Source organism: Parvularcula mediterranea (assembly GCF_013085255.1).
GTDB classification, from domain to species: Bacteria; Pseudomonadota; Alphaproteobacteria; order Caulobacterales; family Parvularculaceae; genus Parvularcula; species Parvularcula mediterranea.
On sequence record NZ_JABFCX010000003.1, the window covers coordinates 1,009,552 to 1,032,166 of the forward strand.

Here is a 22,615-nt window from a genome sequence, read left to right on the forward strand (position 1 = left end):
ACGCCATTATGCGAGGGGCCAGCTCCGCGGGAGGGGATCTTCAGACCCTCGTGCGCGGGTAAGCACTTCAAACCCTCGGCAGGCGGCTGGTGAATGGCTGAGGCCGCGTCATCTCGATCCCTCAGCCAACGGAGGGTCACTCCGCCAACACACCCGCAGGCGCCGCCCCAGAGCCGATCCCGCGACGACCGGTCCGTCCCATGATGCTCCGGGGACGGAAGGGAGCTTAGAGGATGGGGGCGGGGCGGGGATAAGTTGTTAACGTGTCCTAAATGCCTCAGATGCTCCGCTGATTGAACGACGAAAATTCACGCGCGGAGCGAGGTGAGGCAGAATGCCCAGACTACTCACGATTGGCTACGAAGGTGCGAGCCTTGAGGACTTCATTGCTACTCTGAAGCACGACAATGTCTCGGTCTTAGCAGATGTCAGGGAGTTCGCTGGTTCGCGACGGCGAGGTTTCGCCAAAACGGCCCTTTCTGAAGCGCTTTCCAACGCTGGAATCGACTACGTCCACTTCCGCGAATTAGGTGACCCAAAACCAGGTCGAGATGCAGCACGCGCAGGGGATTATCCGCAGTTCAGAGAAATTTTCTCCGACCACCTTCAGAGTGAAGCAGCCCAAAAGCAGCTATCCGAGCTTGATCGCCTTTCAAAAAAATATGTTGTGTGTTTAATGTGTTACGAACGTGAGCCGAAGCAGTGCCATAGGTCGATCCTAGTTGATGAACTGCGTCGTGCCTCGGAACGTGAAGTGAGACACTTAGGGGTTAAAGCTGGAATCTCGTCAGGACAGAGATCGAACAAGCAAGCTGCCTGAACGCGAGGGTACAAAAGAAGCGACTGTGCTCGTGAAAGCGACGCCCGTGATCGGACAACAGCACGGCGAGACAGTTTGCTGCGCGGCAGTAGATGACTATGGAAACTGGCTCAGGCTCTATCCCGTTTCCTTTCGCACTCTCGAGGACGCCCAAAAGTTTGGGCGCTGGGATCGAATACGCTTCCGGTGGCGTTCGCCGCGGGATGACCTTCGGAAAGAGAGCCACCGAGTTGCTGCGGACTCTCTAGAAATTGTGGGCCGGATGAAAGAGTCCGAGCGTTCCTCTTTCCTGTCTAGGATAGAGGTCAATGCGCTGGAGACAGAGAGACGAGAGGGTCGAAGTTTCGCCCTTCTACGGCCGCGCCGGGTGATCTCCTTTTCAGCGGAGCGGAAAACTCTCGACAGACTAAAAACTGAAGAAGCCGCAATTTTATCCTTCCATTCACAGGATGACCTCTTTTCAGCTAAGCCCCTGATCCCACGCGATCCCTGTCCGTATACGTTCTACTACAAATACGAGACTGAGGACGGAGAGCGCCGGAGCAGATGTCAGGATTGGGAAACTGAGGCGACTTTTTTCAAATGGCGGCAGCGTTACGGGGAACAAGACGCTATCGACCGGATGATCGAAAGATTTGGCAGAGAGTATCCAGAGAAGGGTGTCGTGTTTGCCATGGGAACGCATTCGCGGTGGCCTGACACTTGGTTGCTGAACGGTGTTATCCGGTTGAATAAGACGCGACAAGCTGCACTTCTTTGAAGACAGCTTGGTTGGACATGTTTGGTCCATGGGTCCCGGACCGCCTTTGGCGTCCGGGAGAGCGTTGGGGTGGCGGATCGCTCTCGCGTTCCGCCCTGCGGTTTAGAGCTTGGCGTTGAGGTCCGCGAGAAGTTGCTCCACGCGCTTTTTGTTGACGCCCATGTCGGAGTAGCCGACGCGGCTTCTTGAGAAGATGGCGAGGGTGGAGCCTTCCGGGTGCGGAAGGACAGACACGTCGACATCGTCCTTGAAGATGAAGACTTTCGCGACGTAGGCGATGTGGCCGCTTTCTTTTGAGGCCCTCACGTTCTCGGTGCCGCTGGTCTCGTCGAGGACGGCGAGGAGGGCGGTGAAGAGGTCGTCCGTTCCCTGATTGAAGACTGGTGCCGTAGCGTCGGCGGTCTCGGTGACGAGGTAGCCTTCGGGGGCGACGAGATACTGGTTCGGCTTGCCGGACTTGGTGACGGTCTTGAGGTCGAGCATGGTGGTATCCTTGAGGGTTGTCGCGCAGGCGGCGAGGGACAGGAGCACTGCGGCAATAAGGGTAAGTCGTTTCATGCGGAACCTCCGCTTACGTAGTATCTGAACATCGGCATGATGGTGGCGAGCCTCAACGCGATGAGGCTTCCGAGCAGGATGAAACCTGCGCCGTAGAGAAGCCTTGCGCGGCCCTCTCTCCTGACGGCTCTTACGGCGCAGAGAACTGCGCCCATGATGAGGGCCAGGTAGACGGCGATGGCGAGCCACACCTCGGGATGGGAGAGGAGCCAGACGAGATGCTGTCCTCTCCCTGACATCGGGCTAGCCTGCGAAGGCTTTCTCGATGACGTATTCGGCGGGCTTGGCGTTGGAGCCTTCGGTAAGGCCTGCCTTGTCGAGGAGTGCGGCGGTGTCCTTGATCATCTCCATCGAGCCGCAAATCATGGCGCGGTCCGTGGCGGGATCGAGGGGCGGAACGCCGAGGTCCTCGAACATCTTGCCGCTCTCGATGAGGTCGGTGATCCGGCCCTTGGTCGGGTGCTCCTCACGGGTGCAGGTCGTGTAGTGGCGGAGCTTGCCTTCGACCATCTCGCCGATGAGGGGGTCATTAATCAGTCCCTCCACCATCTCCACCGAATAGGCGAGCTCGTTCACCTGGCGGCAGGTGTGGGTGACGATGACCTCGTCGAACTTCTCATAGGTCTCAGGATCGCGGATCACGCTGGCGAAGGGCGCGAAGCCCGTGCCTGTGGAGAACATGTAGAGGCGCTTGCCCGGGGTGAGGGCGTCATGGACCAAGGTGCCGGTCGGCTTCTTGCCGAGGAGGATGTCGTCGCCGGGCTGGATCTTCTGGAGCTTGGAGGTCAGCGGGCCGTCGGGGACCTTGATCGAGAAGAACTCAAGCTCCTCGTCCCAGCTGGGGGAGGCGACCGAATAGGCGCGGAGGAGCGGTTTGCCGTCGTCCTGGAGGAGGCCGATCATCACGAACTCGCCCGAGCGGAAGCGGAAGCTCTGCGGACGGGTGCAGCGGAACTTGAACAGCCGGTCGGTATAGTGATGGACCGAAAGCACCTTCTCGACGGTGGCGAGCTTGGGGTTCACGTTGGGTTTTTCGGCAGCGGCAGTCTGGCTCACGGGCGGTCTCTCACATTCTCTATTGCGGCGCACATAGAGGTTCGGGGCCTCTTGCGAAAGAGTTTCAGGATGGTGGGGGTGGGTTTAGCTTTTCTCATCGATGAGTCGCGGGCCTGATCCGGCGGAGCCCTGGACATCGTCCGGATTGTAGAGCGGGCAACGGTCCGTGGAGAGGCAGCCGCAGCCGATGCAGCCTTCGAGATAGTCCCTCAGGCGCGTGAGGCGCTCGATCCGGCTGGTCAGGTCCTCGCGCCAGTCTGCTGCGACGTTCGCCCAGTCGGCCTTGGATGCGGCTTTGTCGTGGGGGAGGCTATCCAAGCGTCGTTTGATCTCCGAAAGGGGAATGCCGAGGCTCTGGGCCGCTCGGATGACGCCGAGGCGGCGAAGGGTCGCGCGGTCGTAGCGGCGCTGGTTTCCGGCTGTGCGGGCTGAGCGAATGAGGCCCTCGCGCTCGTAATAATGGAGGGCGGAGACCGAGAAGCCTGAGCGGGTGGCGGCCTGGCCGGGGGTAAGCTCGCGGGGGAGGGGGCCTGAATTCATAGCTTGACCTCAACTAAGGTTGAGGTTCCATAGAGCTGTCTCCGAAGCTTTGTCGAGAGGAGACAGACCATGCTGAGCAGACTTGCCGAGCCGAAACGCCTTGCCGGGCATCCCGCCACCATGCCGAGTGCCAAGCCGCGCGGACTGAGCGTTTTGGGCGCTCTGACGAGCAAAGACCCTGAGCGGTTCGCGACGCGGACGCGGGAGGCGCCCGAGCGGGGGCGCTGGTGGGAGCCGATCGGGCGGATGGGGAGGCTGGGCCTTCCGTGGAAGTGAGCGGTGGGTTGCTGCCTCGTCCTTGCGGCTTCGACTTGGAGAAGGGTGGTGCCGCTCGCGGGCCTCCCTTCAGGGGCGCGGCAACAAACGTGTTGACCTTGCCCCGGGTTCGCCGCTTCCTCCCTCCCAAACAATGAGATGAAGGCCCGCTGCCCGATGGCGCGGGCCTCAATAGGAGGAAGCCATGTCCATCAGTTTCAATGACCGTGTTGCCATCGTTACGGGGGCCGGGGCTGGCCTTGGGCGGAGCCATGCGCTGGCGCTGGCGAAGCGTGGGGTGAAGGTCGTGGTGAATGACCTTGGCGGCTCCGTTGATGGGAAGGGCGCCTCGTCGGACGCGGCCCTCAAAGTGGTCGAGGAGATCAAGGCGGCTGGCGGCGAGGCGATTGCCAATGGCGCGTCGGTCACGGACCCTGACGCTGTCGGCGCGATGGTCGAGGAGGCCATGTCGGCCTTCGGCCAGGTGGATATCTTGGTGAACAATGCCGGGGTGCTCCGTGACAAGAGCTTCTCCAAGATGACCCTCGATGACTTCCGGTTTGTGCTCGATGTGCACCTGATGGGGTCGGTGATCTGCACCAAGGCCGTGTGGGACCATATGCGCGAGCGTGAGTATGGCCGGGTGGTGATGACCTCGTCGTCGTCAGGGCTCTACGGGAATTTCGGGCAGTCCAATTATGGCGCAGCGAAGATGGGCCTCGTTGGGCTGATGAATGTCCTGCACATCGAGGGCGCGAAGAAGGGTGTGCACGTCAACACGCTGGCGCCGACGGCGGCCACGCGGATGACTGAGGGGCTGATCCCCGAGAACATCCTTGCACTGATGACCCCTGAGTCGGTGACGGCGGCGCTACTTTACCTTGCGTGTGACGAGGCGCCATCGCGGCTCATCCTCGCCGCGGGCGCGGGCGGTTATGCGGCGACACGGATCACCGAGACCGATGGCATCTCACTGGAGACGGATCATCAGCTGCCAGAGGAAATCCTCGCGCAGATGGACAAGATCCTCGATGAGACCGGTGAGCAGCTGCTCGAGGATGGTTCAGGCCAGACGATGAAGTTCGTCCAGAAGGCGATGGCACGGGAAGGCGCTTCTTAAAGCGCCAACCGTTCAGACCGCCGTCTGGGGCATCGCCATGCCGAGCTCTGGCTGGTGGGCGCGTCCGCGCGTCCGCTCGCGGGGCATGGCTTCCTGGTTTGCAAGCCACAGCCTGAGCGGCGCGATGGGGTCGCGGGCGCCAAGATCGTCCCAGGGAAGGGCCCCTTCGCTAGCATCAAAGGCTGCATTGAAGCTCGAGACGGGGCCTGCTTCTCCCTGACGGAGGGCGAGGTCCAGGCAACGGCTGAGCTCGATGATCAGAGGGGCTGCGTCGCTTGAGTCCCTGAGGTTGGCATGACTGTCATGGCCACGGCCACAGATCGGAACGCCGCGTTCTCTGGCGAGGTCGAAAATGGCGGGCGCTTCGCTCACATGGCTCGGGGAGAATTGGGCGTAGGGAAGCCCAGCGTCGATGGCAGCGTAGGCGTAGAGAACAGCGGGGCTGATCTCCTCCGACTGGTCGTCGAGTGCGTCTTCGAGCGCACTGCGCCGATTGAGGACGGCTGGCCGAACGGCTGGCGCGTTCTCCGGCGAGGCGAGGTTCAGGACCACGGCCCGGCCCCCGGTTCTCGCGGTAAGGGCATCCATGTCGTCCTGCAGGCACTCGATCTTCTCGCGCAGGGTCAGCTCCTCACGGCGGTTGCTGCCGCGGTTCGCGCCGCAGAACCCGTCGTGCCCCAATGCGGGGAGCGCTTTGATGGCGTCCATCGCTGCTTCGATGGGGCCGAGATCGCGTTCGGCCACGGCGCCCTGGCGCTGGGCTGCGCTGAAGCAGGTGGAGGGATCGAGGTCCCAGCCTGCGAACTGGATGCCCCGGTAGTTCGCGAGGTGATCGTGACTGCCGATCGGGAGGGCGGAGCGGTCGGACCTGTTCCTGCGAAGAAGCTCAATGGTTGCTGCTGCCGTCGACGCGGCCCGGCCGCACAGTCCGACGGCCAGGATACCCAGTTGCCGCATGGTCTCTCTCCCTCACACGCAATGGCGCTGCCCCGGACCTTGGGGAAGGAGAGGGGAAGCTGAGCGAAGAACAACACAAGTGCGCGAGCGGTTCCGCGTCGCTGTGTCTTTTTTTCCAGCATCTCTCCATTTCCTCTGCCCTGTGACTGTTTCACGGTTGACTTGGGGCGGGCAGGTCGGCATCTGCCGCGCCTCGCGGACGACACACCGTCCGAGGAAAGGTCAGTATGCTAACGAGCAAGAACGAGAGCGCCCACGCGCGCCAGACAATCAAATAGCTCCCTGACCGGCGCTGCCGTCAGGGAAAGACAATCCCACGGTGGCTATCATGATCACGACCATCACGCGCGGGCGTGCCGGCGAGGCGCGGCCTATCCGTACACACCCCTTCGGCTGGATGACGCCTGTCATCGCGAGCGCGCTCGAAGAGCGTCCGGAGCGGATCTTCGACTGGCTCGGCGCAAGCCGGGCGGAGCTTCACTTTGCAGGGCTGGTCTTTGCCCTTTGCGAGAGCGATGTCGCGCGGGCGGCGATCGAGCCTGATCTCTTCGTCCTCAAGAAGAGGAAGGTTCTGGAGAAAGTCGCGCCTGATGTTCCGATTACGGTCATTGCGCTGACGGCCAAGCTGTCAGGCGGGCTGTGGCGGCCGCAATCCTACCGGTTCCTCGCGGAGTGCTGCCGGAAGACACCGCTCCTGATGGCGCTTCGCAAGATGCGCCGGATCGAGCGGCGGAAGCTGATGGCCTTCGCGAGCCTGCCAGAGGCGCTCCAGCAACCGTTCGTCTACGAACGGCTGAGGAACCGGAGTGATGCCAAGGCGCTCGTCTTTGCCCTGACGGTTGTCGAGCGGATGCGGCCAGACCTCTCGATGCAGGAGATCCTCCGCAGCCTCGAGAATGCAGGGCCGAAGGTCTCCGTCGAGGTCTGGGTGAGGCGGCAGACGCAACCTGCCTTCTTTCCGGATCCGCCATGGCAGGGCACCGAGAGGCTGAAGCCGATCAGGAACTGGGAGCAGCTGAAGGAGGTGGCACTCGCCTTCGACAATTGCGTCAGGACCTACGTCCACGACATCCGTACGGGGACGTCGTTCCTCTATGTCTATGAGGACGAACAGGGGCTCAAAGCCTGCGTGGAGTTCGAGCGCATGGCGCCGGACCTCTGGGCGATCGGCGAGATCAACGGTGTCGCGAACAAGCCGCTGAAGGCCAGTGAGCGGCAACGGGTGATCGACGAGGCGGCGGGCGCGGCGCTTGTCATGCCTGACTGCAACTCGGCCGAACGCTGGCTGAACCCGCACTGGTAAGAGGGGAGGGGGCGATGGCTCCCTCCCTTTAAACTCACCCAAAGGTGGATCTGGTCTTCTCGAAGCTCGACGGAGGACCGTTGATGGCTAGTGCAGCGATCATAGTACCAAACAACAATGCCGTGACGCCTATGAAGGGCCTCGGGCAAGGACAGAGACAACCCGGTCAGGGCGGCGAAGAAGCTGCGGCTGGCTTCACTGCGCTTCTGGTGCAGGTGGAGGAGATCGCGGCCCTCGCAGGCCAGGCGATCACCGGTGAAGTGCTGCCGCAGCAACCCGTTCTTCAAAATGCTCCGCAGGGCAACGCTCTTGGCTTTGAGACCCGTGGTCTCGGCCGGGACCTGACCCTGCCCCAGGGACAGGCGCAGCCGGTTCAGGCTTCTCAGGTGCCAGGCCAGCAGCTCCGCCCCGGAGAGCTTCGTCCGATTGGTCAGCTCCCAGACGGTGCGGTCCGCCGTGAAGCCGTCCTGCAGCAGCCTCTTGCCCAAAACGGACCTGTGACGCCCCTCGACCCTGCGATGATCGCGGTGGAAGAGGCGAAGCTCGCCGATCAGCGCCTTGCGCCGCCGCCGAAGCTTGAGACCCAGATTGCCGCTGCGCCGCGCGTTGATGCCGTCATCCAGCAGCAAGCGACGCCTGAGACCTCGAACCCTGTGGTCCGGCAGGTTGCAGCGAACCTTCAGTATATGGCCCGTGGTGACATGGAGCGGGTGCGCTTCGACCTCTTCCCTGAAGAGCTTGGCCGGGTGCAGATCCAGCTCCAGAAATCAGGCGCTGTGACCCGAGTGACGATTGTCACTGAGACCGCGCAGGCTTTCGAAGCCCTGGCCCGCGGCTCAACGGCCCTCCAGCAGAACCTCGCCCAGTCAGGCTTTGATCCTGACGAGCTGAACTTCATGAGCCGCGATGGCCGTGAGGAGCAGCGCGAAGCCTTTGCCGACGAGCGCCGCGAGCGTCGTGAGGATGCGCGCCGGGAAGGCGATGGCGAGGAAGCTCCGCGCCGCGAGATCCATGTGCGCGCTGCTTCCACCCCTCAAGACCGCCTCCTCTTTCTTTAATCATTCAGTAGACTGAGACCATACGATGTCGACCATCACGCCGATTGCCCAGACCCCGACAAGCGTTGCCGATGAGACGCCGAGCCGCGCTTCGGTCGCCCGCTCTGCGCTGACGGACAATCTCGACACGTTCCTGACGCTGCTGACCAAGCAGCTCCAGAACCAGGACCCGCTGCAGCCGATGGACACGAACCAGTTCGTCGACCAGCTGACGCAGTTCTCCGAGCTTGAGCAGGGTGTCGAGCAGTCTGCGACCCTTGAGAAGATCGCGGCGAGCCTTGATTCCGACGACCGCCAGACGGACCTCAACCTCCTTGGCACGGTCGTGGAAGCAGAGAATGAGCAGATCGCCCTTGGCGATACGCCGGCTCGCTTCGCCTTCGAGATCAATGCGCCTACGGATGATGCCGAGATGCGCATCTTCGATACCGCCGGCAATCTCGTGGCCAAGTTCGATGTCGAGGGTGATGTCGGCCGCTACGAAGCTGGCTGGGACGGCAGGACGCTTGATGGCGGCCAGGCTGCGCCGGGTCTCTACCGTGCTCAGGTCGTCGCCAAAGGCGGTGAGCAGGAGCGCCTGGCGGGCCGTATTCTCTCTGGTGGCCTCGTTGAGGAAGTGCGCTTCGAGAATGGCGAGACGCGCCTTATTCTCCAGCAGGGCATGCAGATTTCGGCCGACGATGTCCGCCGGGTTGGGCTTCCCCGCGCCGCTTAAGCGGTCCTTTCACGCATTCATACAATTGACGCAAAGCAGCTTTCCGCTGGCCGGGCTTTCTCAGCGCGGCTGCGGAGGCTAGCGCCAATAACCCCTTCGGGAACACCACGCTCCCTCTCCCCTCGAGCGTTCCCGATCGGTTCTGATCCGAGGGCCCTCTCCCCTCTTCGGCTTCGGTCGGCTGCCCCTCAGCCTTCCTGCCAGGCTCTCGGATTGCGGCCGGCGCTCCCTCTCCCCCCTGACACAGCGCCGGCCGCTCCATTTTCTTGATGGTCCGGGCAATTTTTGAGACAGCGCAGCCATGATGCGTCTCATCCTTCTGCTTCCGCTGCTTCTCGGTCTGGCCTGGGCTCAGACTTACTTGGAACCCGGGACCCCGGAGTTCAGGGCAGCGATCGAAGCACGGGCTGCGCAGATCGCAGACATTCAGAGTGCGCTTGAGGATGAGAACCTCGCGAACGATCGGCTTCTCGAGCTTCGCGAAGAGGTCCGTGAGCTGCGGCTTGATGCAGCAGGTGCCGAGGAGCCGTTGGGCAGGCAGATCGAGATTGTCGAGAACGACCTCTCCCGCCTCGGCCCTGCACCGGGAGAAGGGCAACCCCCTGAAGCCGAAGATCTCGCAGCGCGGCGGGCGGACCTCACTGAGCGGCTGGTCCGGCTTCAGGCCTCACGGGCGGAGATTGAGCTGAACCTCGCGCGCTCCCTGCGGCTTGCCGAGGACATTGCTGACCGCAGGCGGGAAGCCTTCACAGGGCAGATCCTCGCCCGGGGCGCGTTCCTCTTTGACCCAAGCGTCTGGCGCGAAGCCGTCTCCACCTCTCTCGAGGGCGCAGGGGAAGCGCGCGACGTGGCCGAGCGCTGGCGCAGTGAGCTGCGGGAGAAGGGTCGCCTCAACATTGCCTATGGCGCGATTGTCGGCGCGCTGGTGCTCGCGCTCCTTCTGATGATCCCGGCACGGCGCTTCCTCCAGCACATGATCTTTCGCCGGATCGAGGATCTCGAGCCGCTTCATTCGCGGCGGGTGATCCTTGCCGCGCTGAGGGCGCTCGCGCGGATCCTGCCCGGGGTCATTGGCGGGTTCCTCGTCCTTGAGGCCCTGTCTGTCGGCTCCGCCCTCCCCGGCGAAGCGCAGGCGCTGGCCACCTCGATCTGGGTCGGTTTCCTCATCCTTTTGATGACCGATGGTGCAGTCACTGGCGTCTTCGCTCCGAAAAGCCCAGCATGGCGCGTGGCGCCGTTGCGCGATGACTCGGTGCTGATCGTCCGGGCGCTTGCCTTCTCGGCAGCGGCTGTGATCGTGGCGGACCGTGTGCTGATGACGGGAGCGGAGGAGTTCGGGACGTCCGCTGCGCTCGATTTCGTCCGCGAGGCGATCACGGCCATAGCGCTTGGCGCGCTCCTCTTCACCCTCGCGCAGGAACGTCTCTGGGCGGGGCCTGAACGTGAAGACGAGCCTGAAGTCGAGCCGACCCTTGGGAAGGGCGAAGCACCGCCCGGTGCACCGGAGCGGCCAACCGTTGCTGCGGCAACACCGCTCAGCCCGGCAGCGACGCGGAAGATGTGGCCGAGGGCGCGCTTTATCGGGCGGCTTGTGGGGATCGCGGCGATCCTCGCGGTGATCCTGGGTTGGGTGAACCTTGGATATTATGCGACGACACGGAGCTTTTCGCTCCTGGCACTAACGGGTCTGGTCGCGGCGATCAGGGCGCTCCTCCGTGAGGGCGTGCGCCTCCTCGACCAGAAGTTCGGCAGCCGACCGCCCGAAGGCGAGGAGCATGATGAGAGCGACCGGGTGCTCTATTCGTGGATCGGGATCGCGATCGACATTATCGCGCTGGTCCTCTTCGTCCCGCCTGCGCTGCTCGTACTGGGCGCCGAGTGGGTGGATGTGCGCGGATGGATTGTCGACGCCTTTGTCGGATTCCAGATCGGCTCGGTACGGATCAGTTTTGCCAAGATCCTGAGCGCGATCGCGATGTTCCTCGTCCTCCTCTGGGTGACGAGGCTCGTGCAGAAGACCGCCGATACGCAGTTCTTCCCGCGGTCACGTATGGATCCGGGGGTGCAGAACTCGCTGCGCACCCTGATGGGCTATATCGGCCTGATCATTGCGTTTGTCGTGTCGGTGGGGACCCTCGGGTTTGACCTTTCCAACCTTGCGATCATTGCAGGTGCGCTGTCGGTCGGCATTGGCTTTGGCCTGCAGTCCATCGTCAACAATTTCGTCAGCGGGCTGATCCTCCTCTTCGAAAGGCCGATCAAGGTCGGCGACTGGATCATTACCAATTCAGGCGAGGGGATCGTGAAGAAGATCTCGGTCCGCTCGACGGAGATCGAGACGTTCGACCGGTCGTCCGTGATCGTTCCGAACTCGGAGCTCATTTCGTCGGCGGTGACGAACTGGACCCATAAGGACAAGATGGGCCGTATGCTGATCCGCATCGGTGCCGCCTATGACAGTGATGCGCCGACCGTGATCAGGATCCTCGAGCGGGTGGCGCGGGAAAACCCTGACACGCTCTCGACCCCTGCGCCCATCGTGGTGTTCGAGGACTTTGGCGCATCGAGCCTCGACTTCTCGCTCAGGACCTACATCCGCGACGTTGGCAGCAGTCTCCGGGTGCGGACGGCCTTGAGGCTCGCGATCCACAAGGCATTCCGCGAGGAGGGGATCGAAATCCCCTTCCCGCAACAGGACGTGCATCTGCGCGATGTGCCCGAAGGGTTCGGCGGGGCGAAGGCTGACGAGCCGAAGCCCGATCAGCCGCCTGAGCTTTCCGAGTAGGAGGCGGCGACCCGGTCGCGTGCTTCCTTCAGCATGCGTTCGATGTCCTTGCGACCGTAGACCATTCCGCCTGCGATGACGTAGTCGGGCTCCTTCAGGATCGAGAGGTCCTTGGTGGGGTCGCCCTTGACGATGATCAGGTCGGCCCTCGTGCCCGGCTTGACCCGGCCGAAGGTGTCGTCCTTGCCGAGGAAATCGGCAGCGCCCGCGGTGGCGATCTTCAGGACCTCCGCACGCGGAATGCCTGCATCGGCGAAGGCCTGGAGCTCGTCATGGATCGAGAAGCCTTGCACGACGAAGGGGTTCGGCGTGTCGGTGCCGATAAGGAGCCCTGCGTCAGCGTCATAGAGCGCCTTGATGAAGCGAAGCTGCTTCTGCCGCGCCTCGGAGACGAGGCTTTGCGAAAGGCTCGGGAGCGCGCGGCTGGCCGAGTCCGACCACCAGCTCTTGATGCCTTTGGGAACGTATTTGCCCTGCTCGGAAGCGAAATATCCGTCCGCATCCAGCATATATCGGTAGCGGCCGAGGACCACCGCGAGGGTGGCTGAGCTCGTCACGCCGTTCTCGGCAAAGGATTGCGCCAGCGGTGCCATCTTCGCGTCATCGGCCGCACCCCAACGGAAGAGGCGACCCTTGTTCGCTTCGAGGTCGAAACCATCAGGGAGGAGCGAGACGTTCACCCCGTCGAGATGCTCGATGCTGTCGACCTGAAGGGCGACGACGTCCTCGAGGGTCAGCGAGCCCGGGACGTGGGTGTAGACCTGCATCTCCTGCGCTTTGGCTTCGGCGACGCCTGCGCGGTAGCTCTCGGCGGAGAGGGTTTCGTAGAGCTTCACAGCTTCGTAGCCGGAAGCCTTCTGGGCACGGACGGCACCGCGCATCTCGTCCGGGTTGAGGACCGAAAGTGAGCCCTCGCCCCAGATGGGATCAGGCCCATCGGTGAGGGGGCCAGGTGAGAAGATCCGTGGACCGATATAGTCGCCATCCTCTGCGCCGCGGTCGAGGCTGATCGTCTGGTTGGTGCCCCAGAGGTTCCTGACGGTCGTGACACCATTGGCGATGAAGAGGGGGCCTTCATTCTCGGAATAGTGGTGGACGTGCATGTCGGCGAGACCGGGCATGACGGTCAGGCCCTTGGCCTTCAGGCGCTCTGCGCCCTTCGGGATTTCGATGTCCCGGCCCACGGCGACGATCTTGCCGTCGTCGATGAGGATGGTGCCGCCCTCGATAATGCTGCCTGCCATCGTCAGGATGCGCCCGCCCGTAATGGCGAGATCGGCCTCGGTGACGGCTGGGGTAGGATCGGTGAGGGCCGTCTGGACAGGCTTGGCCTCAGGCTCTTCGAGGTCCTCGACGGCATCCTCGAGGTCGGAGAGGTCGCCTACGTCCTCGGCCTCTTCAGTCTTGTCTTTTTTGGGCTTTTTCGTTCCGTCGCGCTTGAGGTGCTCAGGCACCGGCTCGGCCGAGGGGCCAATGTGCCACGTTACGTCACTGCATGCGCTGAGCACCAATGCGCTCGCGGTCAGGCCAAGAAGGATTTCCTTCCTCATCGCCAGTTCTCCCATACCCGCCTCTATGGTCCCACGCAGCGGGTGCGCGGGCAAGGGGTGCAGGGTTAACGGCCTAGAGGGTCAGGCTGCGTTTGCCGGTGGAGTAGACGTAATTGATGACCTCGGCGACGGCCTTGAAGAACTGCGGCGGGATCGGCTGGCCTTCTTCGATGCCTGCATGGAGGGCGCGGGCGAGGGGCGGGTTCTCGACCACGGGGACATTATGCTCCCGGGCCTTGTCGCGCATCTTGAGGGCGATGAGGTTGCGGCCCTTGGCGATACAGATCGGGGCGTCGCTCTCCTCAGGCACATAGCGCAGGGCGACCGCGTAGTGGGTCGGGTTCATGACGAGGACCGTGGCGTTCGGGACCTGGTTCATGGAGTCCTGGCGCGCCTTGTTGCGGCGGATCTCGCTCATGCGCTGCTTGACCTGCGGGTCGCCTTCGGTCTGCTTGAACTCGTCCTTGACCTCCTGCTTGGTCATGCGTTGCTTCTTCTTGTACTCCATGTTCTTCCAGATGACGTCGATGGCAGCGATCAGCACCATGACGATCAGGACGGCGGAGAGAAGCTTGATGACCATGCCCTGCATGCGGCGGGGGATCTCGTTGAGGTCGTAGGTCGCCATCGCGGTGAAGTTCTCAAGCTCGTTCACGGTGAAGAGCGCGACGACGCCGGTGACGACGGCCACTTTCGCGAGGTTCTTGCCAAGCTCGACGAGGCTGTCCTGGCTGAAGATCCGCTTGAGGCCCTTCATTGGGTTGAGGCGCTCGGCCTTGGGCTTGATGCGGTCGGTAGCGAAGACGAGAGCGTTCTGGCCGAAGGCTGCGAGGAGCGCGGCTCCCGCAAAGGCGAGGAACAGCGGCGACATGGCCGCGAAGATCTTGAAGAAGAGATCGCCGAGCGCAGCCGTCACGTCATAGGTGTTGTCCTGCACGCGAATGTCGTGAACGGACGTCACGAATGGTCTGGAGGCGGAGGAAATTTGCCTGACCAGCGGCGGGCCCGCAAAGGCGATCAAGAGGATCGAGGCGACCATCGACCCAAGGACAGCGACTTCTTTCGATACGGGAACGTCGCCTTTCTTTCGGGCGTCGGCCAGTTTCTTTGGGGAGGGTTCTTCTGTCTTCTGACTTTCGTCCGGCTGCTCGCTCATGGCGCCCCCTTATGAGAACGGCGCCAGGAGCCAGCTTGAAAAAGCGGCCCTGAAAGCGGCGAGGATCGGGCCGATCGCGAAGGCGAGGACATACATGCCCCCTAAGATCGAGATCGGCATGGCGACAAAGTAAAGCGGCAGCGACTGGAGCATGCGGTTGGTGAGACCGACGCCTAAGTTGAAGATGACGGACAGGAGGATGAAAGGCGCCGCCATCTGGATCCCGAGGGCGAAGACGCCCGCGAAGACCTTGACCAGCGCATCGGCCGCGTCCGCCATGTTCGGGAAGCCGCCGAGCGGGATGACATTGTAGCTGAACGCCATCGCGTCGATCATCAGATAGTGGAGCCCACTGACGAAGGTGAAGAGGATCGCTCCGACCACGAACCACGCGCCGAGGATCGAGCTGGCTTCCATGAGTTGCGCGCCTGATGCGAAGATGTTCGAGAGGGAGGTGAGCTGGGAAGTCAGCTGGCCTGCGATCTGGGGCGCTGCGAGGAAGAGGCGCATGGCCGTGCCGAAGATGAGGCCTGAGGCGATCTCGGAGGTCATGGCCATGATGACGTCATCGAACCCGGCCATCTCGGGCAGGCGCCAGCGGACGGCAACGGAAACGATGAGGGAGAAGCCGAAGGCGATGCCGAGGCGGACGTTCATCGGCACGTAGCTCTCGCCAACGCCAGGCATCAGCATACAGATCGTCCCGACCCGCGCGAAGGTGAGCAGGAGCACTGTCAATTGGTCTGCCGCACCGCCGAGCGGGATCTCAACCATGGCTGCTGGTCGCTCTCTTCTCCAAATCGAGGAGGGGGCCGCATGCCCTGATCAGCCGCGCCCTGTCCTGGGGAGTGAGATAATCAACCGCGGTCATCAAATTCTTAAGGCGCCTCTTCGTGCAGTGGTTGTCCGTCCACTGCTCCCGCATAGCGTGCGGCATGGGTCCGTCGGTCTTCACGCAATGGTGGATGACGTGATCGACCAAGGCGACTGATCGTGCGTAGACCTCGTTTCCGTAAGAGACGATTTCCGCGTCGCTGGGCAGGGCGAAGCGGTCGACCATGATGATCGGGCCGTCATCGACCTTGGCGGTCATCTCATGGACCGTGACGCCGAACTCCTTCGCCTCGTTGAATATGGCGAAGCTGAGGCCGTGAGCGCCCGGGAACTCCGGCGGTCCGGGATGGACATTAATGGGGCGCGGGCGAAGCCTCTCCAGGATCGTTTTGGGAACGATCTGGTCGGTGAGGAAGCTGATGACCCGGGTCCTGTGCCCGCCTGAGCGCGTGACGAAGTCGAGCGCCGCCACCGTCGAGCACCAGACGGTTTCGAGGTTCGGATCGAGCCTTGCGACATGTCCTCGGAAGGCCTCTCCCTCGGCTTCGCCGCAGAGGAAGATCAGCCTGCGTTCGAAGCTCATCCAATCTGGTCCACGGTTTTGATGGCGACGGAGCTGTGAAGCTCATTGTGCGAAATGATCGGCACGTGCGGTGCTGCGCGCTCGAGCAGTGAACGGACGAACGGTCTTGCATCGGCGGAGGTGAGGATGACGGGCATGGCCTCGGCGTCCTTGTACTTCGCAAGAAGCGTCCGGGCGGCCGTGATGAACTCCTGAACCTGCGCAGGCTGCATGGCGAAGATGCGCTCGCCGCCCTCGCCCTGCTGGAGGCTTTCGATGAAGGCGCGTTCCCAGCGGCCCGAAAGGGCGATGACGGCGACGAAGCCATCGTCGCCCTGAACGCTCGTCGAGATCTGCTTGGCGAGGCGCTGGCGCACGGCCTCGCCGATGGTCGCCGGGTTGCGGGTCCAGCCGGTGGCTTCGGCCACGGCTTCGAGGATCGCTGGCAGGTTCCTGATCGAGACACGCTCGGCGAGGAGGGTCTGGAGGACCCGCTGGAGTGCGATCTGGCTCAGCTGCGCCGGGACGATGTCCGAGAGGAGCTTGCGATATTCCGGGTCCAGTGTTTCGATGAGCTTCTGCATCGCCGAATAGGTGAGAAGGCTCGGCAGGTGGTCCTTGATCGTCTCCGAGAGGTGGGTGATCAGCACACTGTCAGCAGAGACCACCGTGTAGCCCTTGCCTTCAGCTTCTTCGGCAGAAGCCTCGCCAACCCAGCGGGCGGGCATGTCGAAGCTCGGGTCGCGGGTCGGCTCGCCGGGCATGTCCACATCGCCGCCCGCGGGGTCGATGGCCATGACACAGCCGGGGCGCACGATGCCTTTCGAGACTTCCACGTCCTGTACGGAAATTCTGTACTCGTCAGGCGGGACGTAGAGATTGTCCTTGATCCTGACCGGGGGTAGCAGGAAGCCGAACTCTGAGGCAAAGCGGCGGCGCAGGCTCTTGACCTTGTTGGGCAATCCGCGCTCGGGGTTCGAGATCATGGTGAGGAGGCGGCTGCCAACTTCGAGCTGCAGGTCCTCGATCTTGAGGCTCTCCTCCGCCGGGATCTCCTTCGGCGCGACGGTGGTTTCCTGCTGGGCCGCGACGAGGGCTGCGGCCTCTTTCTTCCGGTTGGGCAAGACCACCCCGGCTATCGCGATGAAGGCGGCTATCCCGAAGAACGGAAGGAAAGGCAGGCCCGGGACGAGGCCCATGACGGCCATCATGCCGGAGACCATCAGGAGCGCCTTGGGATACTCGCCCAGCTGCGCCATCACCGCCTTGTCGGTGGAGCCGACGTTCCGGCCCTTGGTGACGAGGAGGCCGGCGGCGAGAGAGATGACGAGGGCCGGGATCTGCGAGGCGAGGCCGTCGCCGATCGTCAGTGTGGTGTAGGAACTCGCCGCATCGCCCATCGTGATGCCCATCTGGGCCGTGCCCACGATGATGCCGCCGATGATGTTGATGAAGACGATGATCATGCCCGCAATGGCGTCACCGCGGACGAACTTCGAAGCACCGTCCATGGCGCCGAAGAAGGCGCTTTCGTCTTCGAGTTCCTTGCGCCGGTTGCGCGCCTCGACATCGTCGATGAGGCCTGCGGAAAGGTCGGCGTCGATGGCCATCTGCTTGCCGGGGATCGCATCGAGGGTGAAGCGCGCGCCGACCTCTGCGATCCTTGTCGCACCCTTGGTGATGACGACGAAGTTGATGATCACGAGGATCGCGAAGACGATCAGGCCGATGACGTAATTGCCGCCGATCATCAGCTGGCTGAAGCCGTAGATGACGCCGCCGGCCGCATCGGTGCCCTGGTGCCCGTTGGAGAGAATGAGCCGCGTCGAGGCGATGTTGAGGGCCAGCCTCAAGATCGTCGCGATCAGCAGGACCGTCGGAAAGGAGCTGAAATCAAGCGGCTTCTCGATCCACAGGGCGACCATCAGGATCAGGATCGAGAAGGCGAGGGAGAAGGTGAGCCCCATATCGAGGGCCCAGGCTGGCAACGGCGCGAAGAGCACCACCAGGATGCCGATCACCCCGAGCGCGAAGACCACGTCACGGTTATTGTCATTGCCGATCAGGCGAAGCGCTGCGTCCACGTTCTCGTCCAGCTCTCTGTCGCTCCGCGGACGGTTCTGCCGCGCGGAGAGGGATTCCCTCAGGGCCGGTTGTGGGGGCGTTATGGTTTAGAAGGGGTGAATGGCTCGACTGGTGCCAAGCCGAGAAGCTGCTTCTGATAATGTGGGCACTGCGTTGCTTGTTTGACGAATTCGCTCCCCAACTCTTCTCTTGAGGGTGGAACGAAGGGGAGAATGAAATGCGCAACATCATCACTGCGGCTCTGGCCGTCCTGTTGCTGACAGCGGGGTCAGCGCTGGGGCAGGAGCTCAAGTCTTTCGGATACGGAACGATGTGGAACTCGCCATTGACGGCGTCCCGCCCCACCGTTGTCGTGTTCATCAACACCATCGAGGCCCAGGCTCCGCGTGTTACCGCCCAGACCAGGGTCTTCACCTCGATCCCGGCTATGATTTGGGGGCCGGGAGCGAACAACGCGAACGCTTATTACAACCATGCCTCGGCAGGGAGGTTCCAGTGGACGAGGGCGCAGAACGGCGTCTACGGACCCTACCAGTCCCAGAACGGGCACTGTCTCAGGCGCGCGAATGGAGCGACCTTCAGCGCGGGACGGACGATCCTCCGGCATGAAGCCGTCCGCTTCCTGATGTCCGACCCCAACATGAACATGCGGCAGTTCGATACGAACGGAAACGGCATCGTCAGCCACCGCGAACTTGCGATCCATATCGTCTATAACTGCCCGCCCAGCACGTCCGCCAACCCCCACACTCCGACCTCAGGGGAAGTGCGGGAGGTCGATGTCACGGTCAGGGGGCTGAGGTTCGCGGGAAAGGTCTCGAGCAGCAAAACGACGGTGTCCATCCCGACCTTGCACCATGAGCTGGCGCATCTCCTGGGCACCTATGATCTTTATACCGACCGGATGGATTGCGATTGCCGCAGCGTCTCGCTGATGCATGTCAGGAACCACCAGATGCTGAGCGATCTGGACGGTCCTCACAAATTCGCCCTCGGATGGACGAGGACTTCAGTCATCGACATTGCAAAGCTCAGCCGCAGGTCGATCAACGAAGCGCTTGGCCGCAATGTCCACTACCTGATCTACGACTCTCGCCGATCGCAGAAGGAATATTTCTATACGGAGTTCCGCCGGTCGAACGATCCCTTTGAAGCAGGGCTGTTCCAGAGCGGGCTCGCGGTCTGGCGGGTCACGCAAAGGGCGGACGGCAAGATTGACCGGATTCGTCTCCTGAGCCCGAATATCCTCGCTCTATCAAGGGTCTCGCGCGCTGCGGATCTTGGGAACAGGGTCGACAGGCTCCTCTTTGAGGAGGCGGACGGAAGCTTCACGCCCGTGTGGGAGAACGGCGAACCCGCAGACTTCGCCTTTCGCGTGACTGACCCCGCAGCGAACGGTGCACGCCGGTACTTCGCCGAACGCGACATCTTCACGGCCGCAGCAACGCTACCGTCAACGAAGAAGGGCTATTTCTTCCAGCAAGAGGATTACTTCAGGTTCGACTATGCGCGTGACCGGTTCGACCGGAAGCGACGCGCAGGGGAAGACGGGAAGAACTGGTCCGCATACGCACAGCATGCAGATGGCGCTTTCGCGCGTGCCGCTAACGGAGAAACCCAGGTCTACTTCCTCCGCGGCTCGCGCTATTATCGCTATAGCTTGGACCGTGATCAGGTGGATCAGATCGGCAATATCTCCACCCTGTTCAGAGGTGTGCCGAACAATATCGATGCAGCGATCCACCACCCAACCAACGGGAAGACGTACTTCTTCAAGGGCAATCAGTACTATCGATATGATTGGGATGACCGCCGGGTCGATGCCACGCGGACGATCTCCGATATCGGCTGGAAGGGCGTTCCGTCAGACCTGAACGCGGCGCTCATGCATCCCAACGGCAAGGCTTACTTCTTCAAGCTGGACCGCGGGCGAATGGCCTATCATCGCTATGACTTTGGCCAGCAGGGGGTCGACCGGACCGGCATCATGGGCACCGACGGCTGGCTCGGAAAGAGCAGCCTCTAGAGCCCCGGCGTGGGTCGGCGGCGCGCCTCTTCGCGGGCCGCCGAGGAGCGTCCTAGTGCTTCCGGCAGCCCGGTGAGCAGACCACTTTCAGCTCGATGGATGCGTCGAGGATGGGGCGGTCTGGCAGGAGGCTTTCGACCCAGCCTGCGTCCACCTTCTGGAACTCGACCGAGCCGCAGGTCTGGCAGAGGAGGAAGGCGCCGCTGGCGTCTTCGGCTTCTGGCGGTATGGCGTAAAAGGCGTTGAGGGACTCTATCTTCCTGACCTTCCCCTTCTCCGCGAGGCGGGAGAGGGCTCGGTAGACGGTCATCGGTGCGTTGATGCCTTCATGGCGCAGGCTTTCGAGGAGGTCGAAGGCCTTCATGGGGCGCCCGAAGCCCCTGAGGCTGTCGAGGACCATTCGGTCGTTGCGGGTAAGCTTGGCACGCTCGGGAAGAGCGCGCGGACTGTCCGCGATGGCGGTGAGTGACATGATGATGTTCCCTGATCGAATGTCTTCCGAAAAATGATGGAGAGCAGTCGATCAGGCAGGCGGGCCCCGGCAGGTCAGCCCGTCAGGCAGGCTCGCTTCCGTGCACGGCTGGACGGACCAGGCGAGCTCGGCGGGGAGAAGGGAGGTGGCTGGCTTCGTGGCCCCGCTCTCAGGCGGGACATCGAGCGGATCATCGGAGCTTGCCGAGCAGAGAAGGCAGGCGCCGAGATGGACCGCGTGGTTGTCGGCGTCATGGTCGTGCTCGGCGGCAACAAAGAACGCCAAAATGAAGGCCAGCACCGCTCCTGCGCAGAGCGCGCGGAGGGGACCTGAGGGGTCCCGCAGATACTGGCTAACGTTAACCATGAAAATCCCATACACGTTCTTGGGGCGCTTGACGAGCAATACCCGCCCTGCCCCTCGTCGAATGTGGTGTTGTGCCGCTTAGTCCTGCACCGCCTCCCACTTGGGAAGCTCTCCCTCGAGGAAGGCGCGCATGTCCTTCATCAGGGCCTCGCGGGCGGGTTCGTGGACATACATCATGTGGCCGGCCTCGTAGTAGGTCATGCTGACCCGCTTGGCCGGAATGCCGTGCCTCGCAAAGGTCATTTCGGCGTCGAAAAAGGGCGTGACGAGGTCGTAGATGCCGTTGGCGACCCAGACGTCGAGGTCCTTGTTGACCCGCATGGCGTCCGAGAGCTTGCGGGCGACATTGACGTAGCTCGGCTCCCACCAGCTGCCTTCGGCGTTCGGGCGATAGATCCAGTTCCGCGACGCGTCGGAGCTCGAGAAATTGTAGGGGCGCTCCATCTCGACGTCGAGCTCGCCGGTGATGTGGGCCATGAAGCTTGAGGCGTAGGCTGCGCCAATGGAGGCCGATGCGGGGTCCACGGAGGGGCGCTCGGCCACGTCATCGGCTTCATCGACCATGTAGCGGCTGTCGAGGCTGCCGATCGCAACGCCTTTGTCGCGCAGGATTTCCTTGCGGTAGCGGTCCTTCAGCACCCGGAGGTCCGAGCGGAGGATGTAGTCGGTGGAGAGGCCCGTCAGATCGCTGAAGGTCTCGGCCACTTCGCGGCGTTCGGAGGCGGAGAGCATCTGCCCGCGAAGGAGTGCTGTCGCGTAGGCTCCGCCAGCGAACGCCCGCGCTTCGTCCATCCAGTCCTCAAGGCTTTCGCCCTCGCCGACCACGCCGTGATAATGCGAGGTGGCGGCCATGGTCGGCAGGTAGGTGACGTAGGAATAGAAATTGTCGTGCACGGAGGTCGAGCCCTCATAGTCGAGGGCGTTCGAGATGAGCGCGAGACCGTTGAGGGCCATGTTGTGCTGGCTCGATGTGGTCAGGTGATGGGCGATCTGCACCGCGCGCATGGTGCCGAAGCTCTCGCCGACGATGTATTTGGGTGCGTTCCAGCGACCTTGCTCCCTGATCCACTGGCGCATGAACTCAGAAATGGATTCGGTGTCGCCTGACTGGCTCCAATAGTCCTTGGGGTCGCCCTCGCCGACGGTGCGGCTCCAGCCGGTGCCGATGGGGTCGATGAAGACGAGGTCCGTGAGGTCGAGGGGGCTCTCGGGGTTCGCCACCATCTCGTAGGGCGCGGCGCCATCATCTTCGTCCGCATCCGAGGCCACGACCACCCGCTGGGGTCCGAGCATGCCCATGTGCAGCCAGACCGATGCTGACCCGGGGCCGCCGTTGAAGACGAAGGTCACGGGGCGGTCGGGGCCTGCGTCTTTCTTGACGTAGGAGAAGGAGAAGAAGCTCGCGACGGCATCGCCAGCTTCGTTTTTCAGGTGGGTCTCGCCAGCCTTGGCAATGTAGGAGACAGTTTCGCCTCCGAACCGGCCTCGGTGTTCACTGGTGAATGACACAGGAGGCGCCACAGGCAGCGCGGCGACCTCGCTCTCAGCGGCATGGTCGTCTGCGAAGGCGCTGGTCAGCGCTGCGCTTGCGGCGAACCCCAAAATGGCGAGTGATTTCACGGCGACGCTCTCCTCAT

Annotated in this window: 21 protein-coding genes; 8 read left to right on the forward strand and 13 right to left on the reverse strand. The window is 62.8% G+C overall.

The genetic code is table 11. The features are described 5' to 3' along the window. Positions 1-334: 334 nt before the first annotated feature. Positions 335-820, forward strand: a complete 486-nt coding sequence (locus tag HK107_RS13695) for a DUF488 domain-containing protein (protein WP_173200750.1) — start codon at positions 335-337, stop codon at positions 818-820. A gap of 862 nt (positions 821-1,682) precedes the next feature. Here the strand turns inward: HK107_RS13695 and HK107_RS13700 are convergent. The 4 genes from HK107_RS13700 to soxR form a co-directional block, all read right to left on the reverse strand. After that, complete coding sequence (locus tag HK107_RS13700; RefSeq protein WP_173200752.1) at positions 1,683-2,138, reverse strand: DUF1499 domain-containing protein; 456 nt, start codon at positions 2,136-2,138, stop codon at positions 1,683-1,685. Next, positions 2,135-2,377 (reverse strand): hypothetical protein, encoded by a 243-nt coding sequence (locus HK107_RS13705; RefSeq protein WP_173200754.1) that lies wholly within the window; start codon positions 2,375-2,377, stop codon positions 2,135-2,137. Before HK107_RS13705 ends, HK107_RS13700 begins: the two co-directional genes overlap by 4 nt. A gap of 4 nt (positions 2,378-2,381) precedes the next feature. Further along, positions 2,382-3,161: a ferredoxin--NADP reductase gene (locus tag HK107_RS16020; protein WP_332871551.1), complete on the reverse strand. Its 780-nt coding sequence runs from the start codon at positions 3,159-3,161 to the stop codon at positions 2,382-2,384. Between the two features lie 117 nt (positions 3,162-3,278). Further along, entirely contained in the window at positions 3,279-3,734 is a 456-nt protein-coding gene (soxR, locus tag HK107_RS13715; protein WP_173200758.1) for a redox-sensitive transcriptional activator SoxR, read from the reverse strand. 69 nt (positions 3,735-3,803) lie between these two features. On the opposite strand from soxR, the gene HK107_RS13720 reads away from it, so the two are divergent. Then, positions 3,804-4,010, forward strand: coding sequence for a hypothetical protein (locus tag HK107_RS13720; RefSeq protein WP_173200760.1), 207 nt, complete (start codon positions 3,804-3,806; stop codon positions 4,008-4,010). Between the two features lie 184 nt (positions 4,011-4,194). Next, positions 4,195-5,109, forward strand: a complete 915-nt coding sequence (locus HK107_RS13725) for an SDR family NAD(P)-dependent oxidoreductase (protein WP_173200762.1) — start codon at positions 4,195-4,197, stop codon at positions 5,107-5,109. A gap of 12 nt (positions 5,110-5,121) precedes the next feature. Here the strand turns inward: HK107_RS13725 and HK107_RS13730 are convergent, their stop codons facing one another. Beyond that, on the reverse strand, positions 5,122-6,066 hold the full coding sequence (locus HK107_RS13730) for an inositol-3-phosphate synthase (protein WP_173200764.1): 945 nt from the start codon (positions 6,064-6,066) through the stop codon (positions 5,122-5,124). 328 nt (positions 6,067-6,394) lie between these two features. Here HK107_RS13730 and HK107_RS13735 point away from each other — a divergent pair, with 328 nt between their 5' ends. The 4 genes from HK107_RS13735 (at position 6,395) to HK107_RS13750 (ending at position 11,927) form a co-directional block, all read left to right on the forward strand. Continuing rightward, positions 6,395-7,369 (forward strand): hypothetical protein, encoded by a 975-nt coding sequence (locus tag HK107_RS13735; protein WP_173200766.1) that lies wholly within the window; start codon positions 6,395-6,397, stop codon positions 7,367-7,369. An 83-nt stretch (positions 7,370-7,452) separates the two neighbouring features. Beyond that, the gene (locus HK107_RS13740; RefSeq protein WP_173200768.1) at positions 7,453-8,427 is read left to right on the forward strand and encodes a flagellar hook-length control protein FliK; all 975 of its coding nucleotides are present in this window, start codon (positions 7,453-7,455) and stop codon (positions 8,425-8,427) included. A gap of 25 nt (positions 8,428-8,452) precedes the next feature. Beyond that, positions 8,453-9,142 carry a flagellar hook assembly protein FlgD gene (locus HK107_RS13745; RefSeq protein WP_173200770.1) on the forward strand — a complete coding sequence of 230 codons (690 nt, stop codon included), beginning with the start codon at positions 8,453-8,455 and terminating at the stop codon, positions 9,140-9,142. Positions 9,143-9,443: 301 nt separating this feature from the next. Then, positions 9,444-11,927, forward strand: coding sequence for a DUF3772 domain-containing protein (locus HK107_RS13750; RefSeq protein WP_173200772.1), 2,484 nt, complete (start codon positions 9,444-9,446; stop codon positions 11,925-11,927). Here HK107_RS13750 and HK107_RS13755 read toward each other — a convergent pair. The 5 genes from HK107_RS13755 to flhA form a co-directional block, all read right to left on the reverse strand. After that, positions 11,903-13,477, reverse strand: coding sequence for an amidohydrolase family protein (locus HK107_RS13755; protein WP_173200774.1), 1,575 nt, complete (start codon positions 13,475-13,477; stop codon positions 11,903-11,905). The two genes, HK107_RS13750 and HK107_RS13755, sit on opposite strands and share 25 nt — an antisense overlap. A gap of 73 nt (positions 13,478-13,550) precedes the next feature. Then, positions 13,551-14,633 carry a flagellar biosynthesis protein FlhB gene (gene flhB, locus HK107_RS13760; RefSeq protein WP_173200777.1) on the reverse strand — a complete coding sequence of 361 codons (1,083 nt, stop codon included), beginning with the start codon at positions 14,631-14,633 and terminating at the stop codon, positions 13,551-13,553. Positions 14,634-14,642: 9 nt separating this feature from the next. Continuing rightward, a complete protein-coding gene (locus tag HK107_RS13765; protein WP_173200779.1) occupies positions 14,643-15,407 on the reverse strand; it encodes a flagellar biosynthetic protein FliR in 765 nt (254 codons plus the stop codon). Continuing rightward, on the reverse strand, positions 15,400-16,050 hold the full coding sequence (locus HK107_RS13770; protein WP_173200781.1) for a formyltransferase family protein: 651 nt from the start codon (positions 16,048-16,050) through the stop codon (positions 15,400-15,402). Before HK107_RS13770 ends, HK107_RS13765 begins: the two co-directional genes overlap by 8 nt. After that, positions 16,047-18,113, reverse strand: a complete 2,067-nt coding sequence (gene flhA / locus HK107_RS13775) for a flagellar biosynthesis protein FlhA (protein ID WP_198912414.1) — start codon at positions 18,111-18,113, stop codon at positions 16,047-16,049. Before flhA ends, HK107_RS13770 begins: the two co-directional genes overlap by 4 nt. 218 nt (positions 18,114-18,331) lie before the next feature. Here flhA and HK107_RS13780 point away from each other — a divergent pair, with 218 nt between their 5' ends. Further along, entirely contained in the window at positions 18,332-20,140 is a 1,809-nt protein-coding gene (locus HK107_RS13780) for a hemopexin repeat-containing protein (RefSeq protein ID WP_173200783.1), read from the forward strand. 52 nt (positions 20,141-20,192) lie between these two features. On the opposite strand, the gene HK107_RS13785 is transcribed toward HK107_RS13780, so the two are convergent. The 3 genes from HK107_RS13785 to HK107_RS13795 form a co-directional block, all read right to left on the reverse strand. After that, positions 20,193-20,612 (reverse strand): Fur family transcriptional regulator, encoded by a 420-nt coding sequence (locus tag HK107_RS13785; RefSeq protein WP_173200785.1) that lies wholly within the window; start codon positions 20,610-20,612, stop codon positions 20,193-20,195. Between the two features lie 51 nt (positions 20,613-20,663). Continuing rightward, positions 20,664-20,978: a hypothetical protein gene (locus tag HK107_RS13790; protein WP_173200787.1), complete on the reverse strand. Its 315-nt coding sequence runs from the start codon at positions 20,976-20,978 to the stop codon at positions 20,664-20,666. Between the two features lie 78 nt (positions 20,979-21,056). Further along, positions 21,057-22,598 (reverse strand): S10 family peptidase, encoded by a 1,542-nt coding sequence (locus tag HK107_RS13795; RefSeq protein WP_173200789.1) that lies wholly within the window; start codon positions 22,596-22,598, stop codon positions 21,057-21,059. Positions 22,599-22,615: the final 17 nt, after the last annotated feature.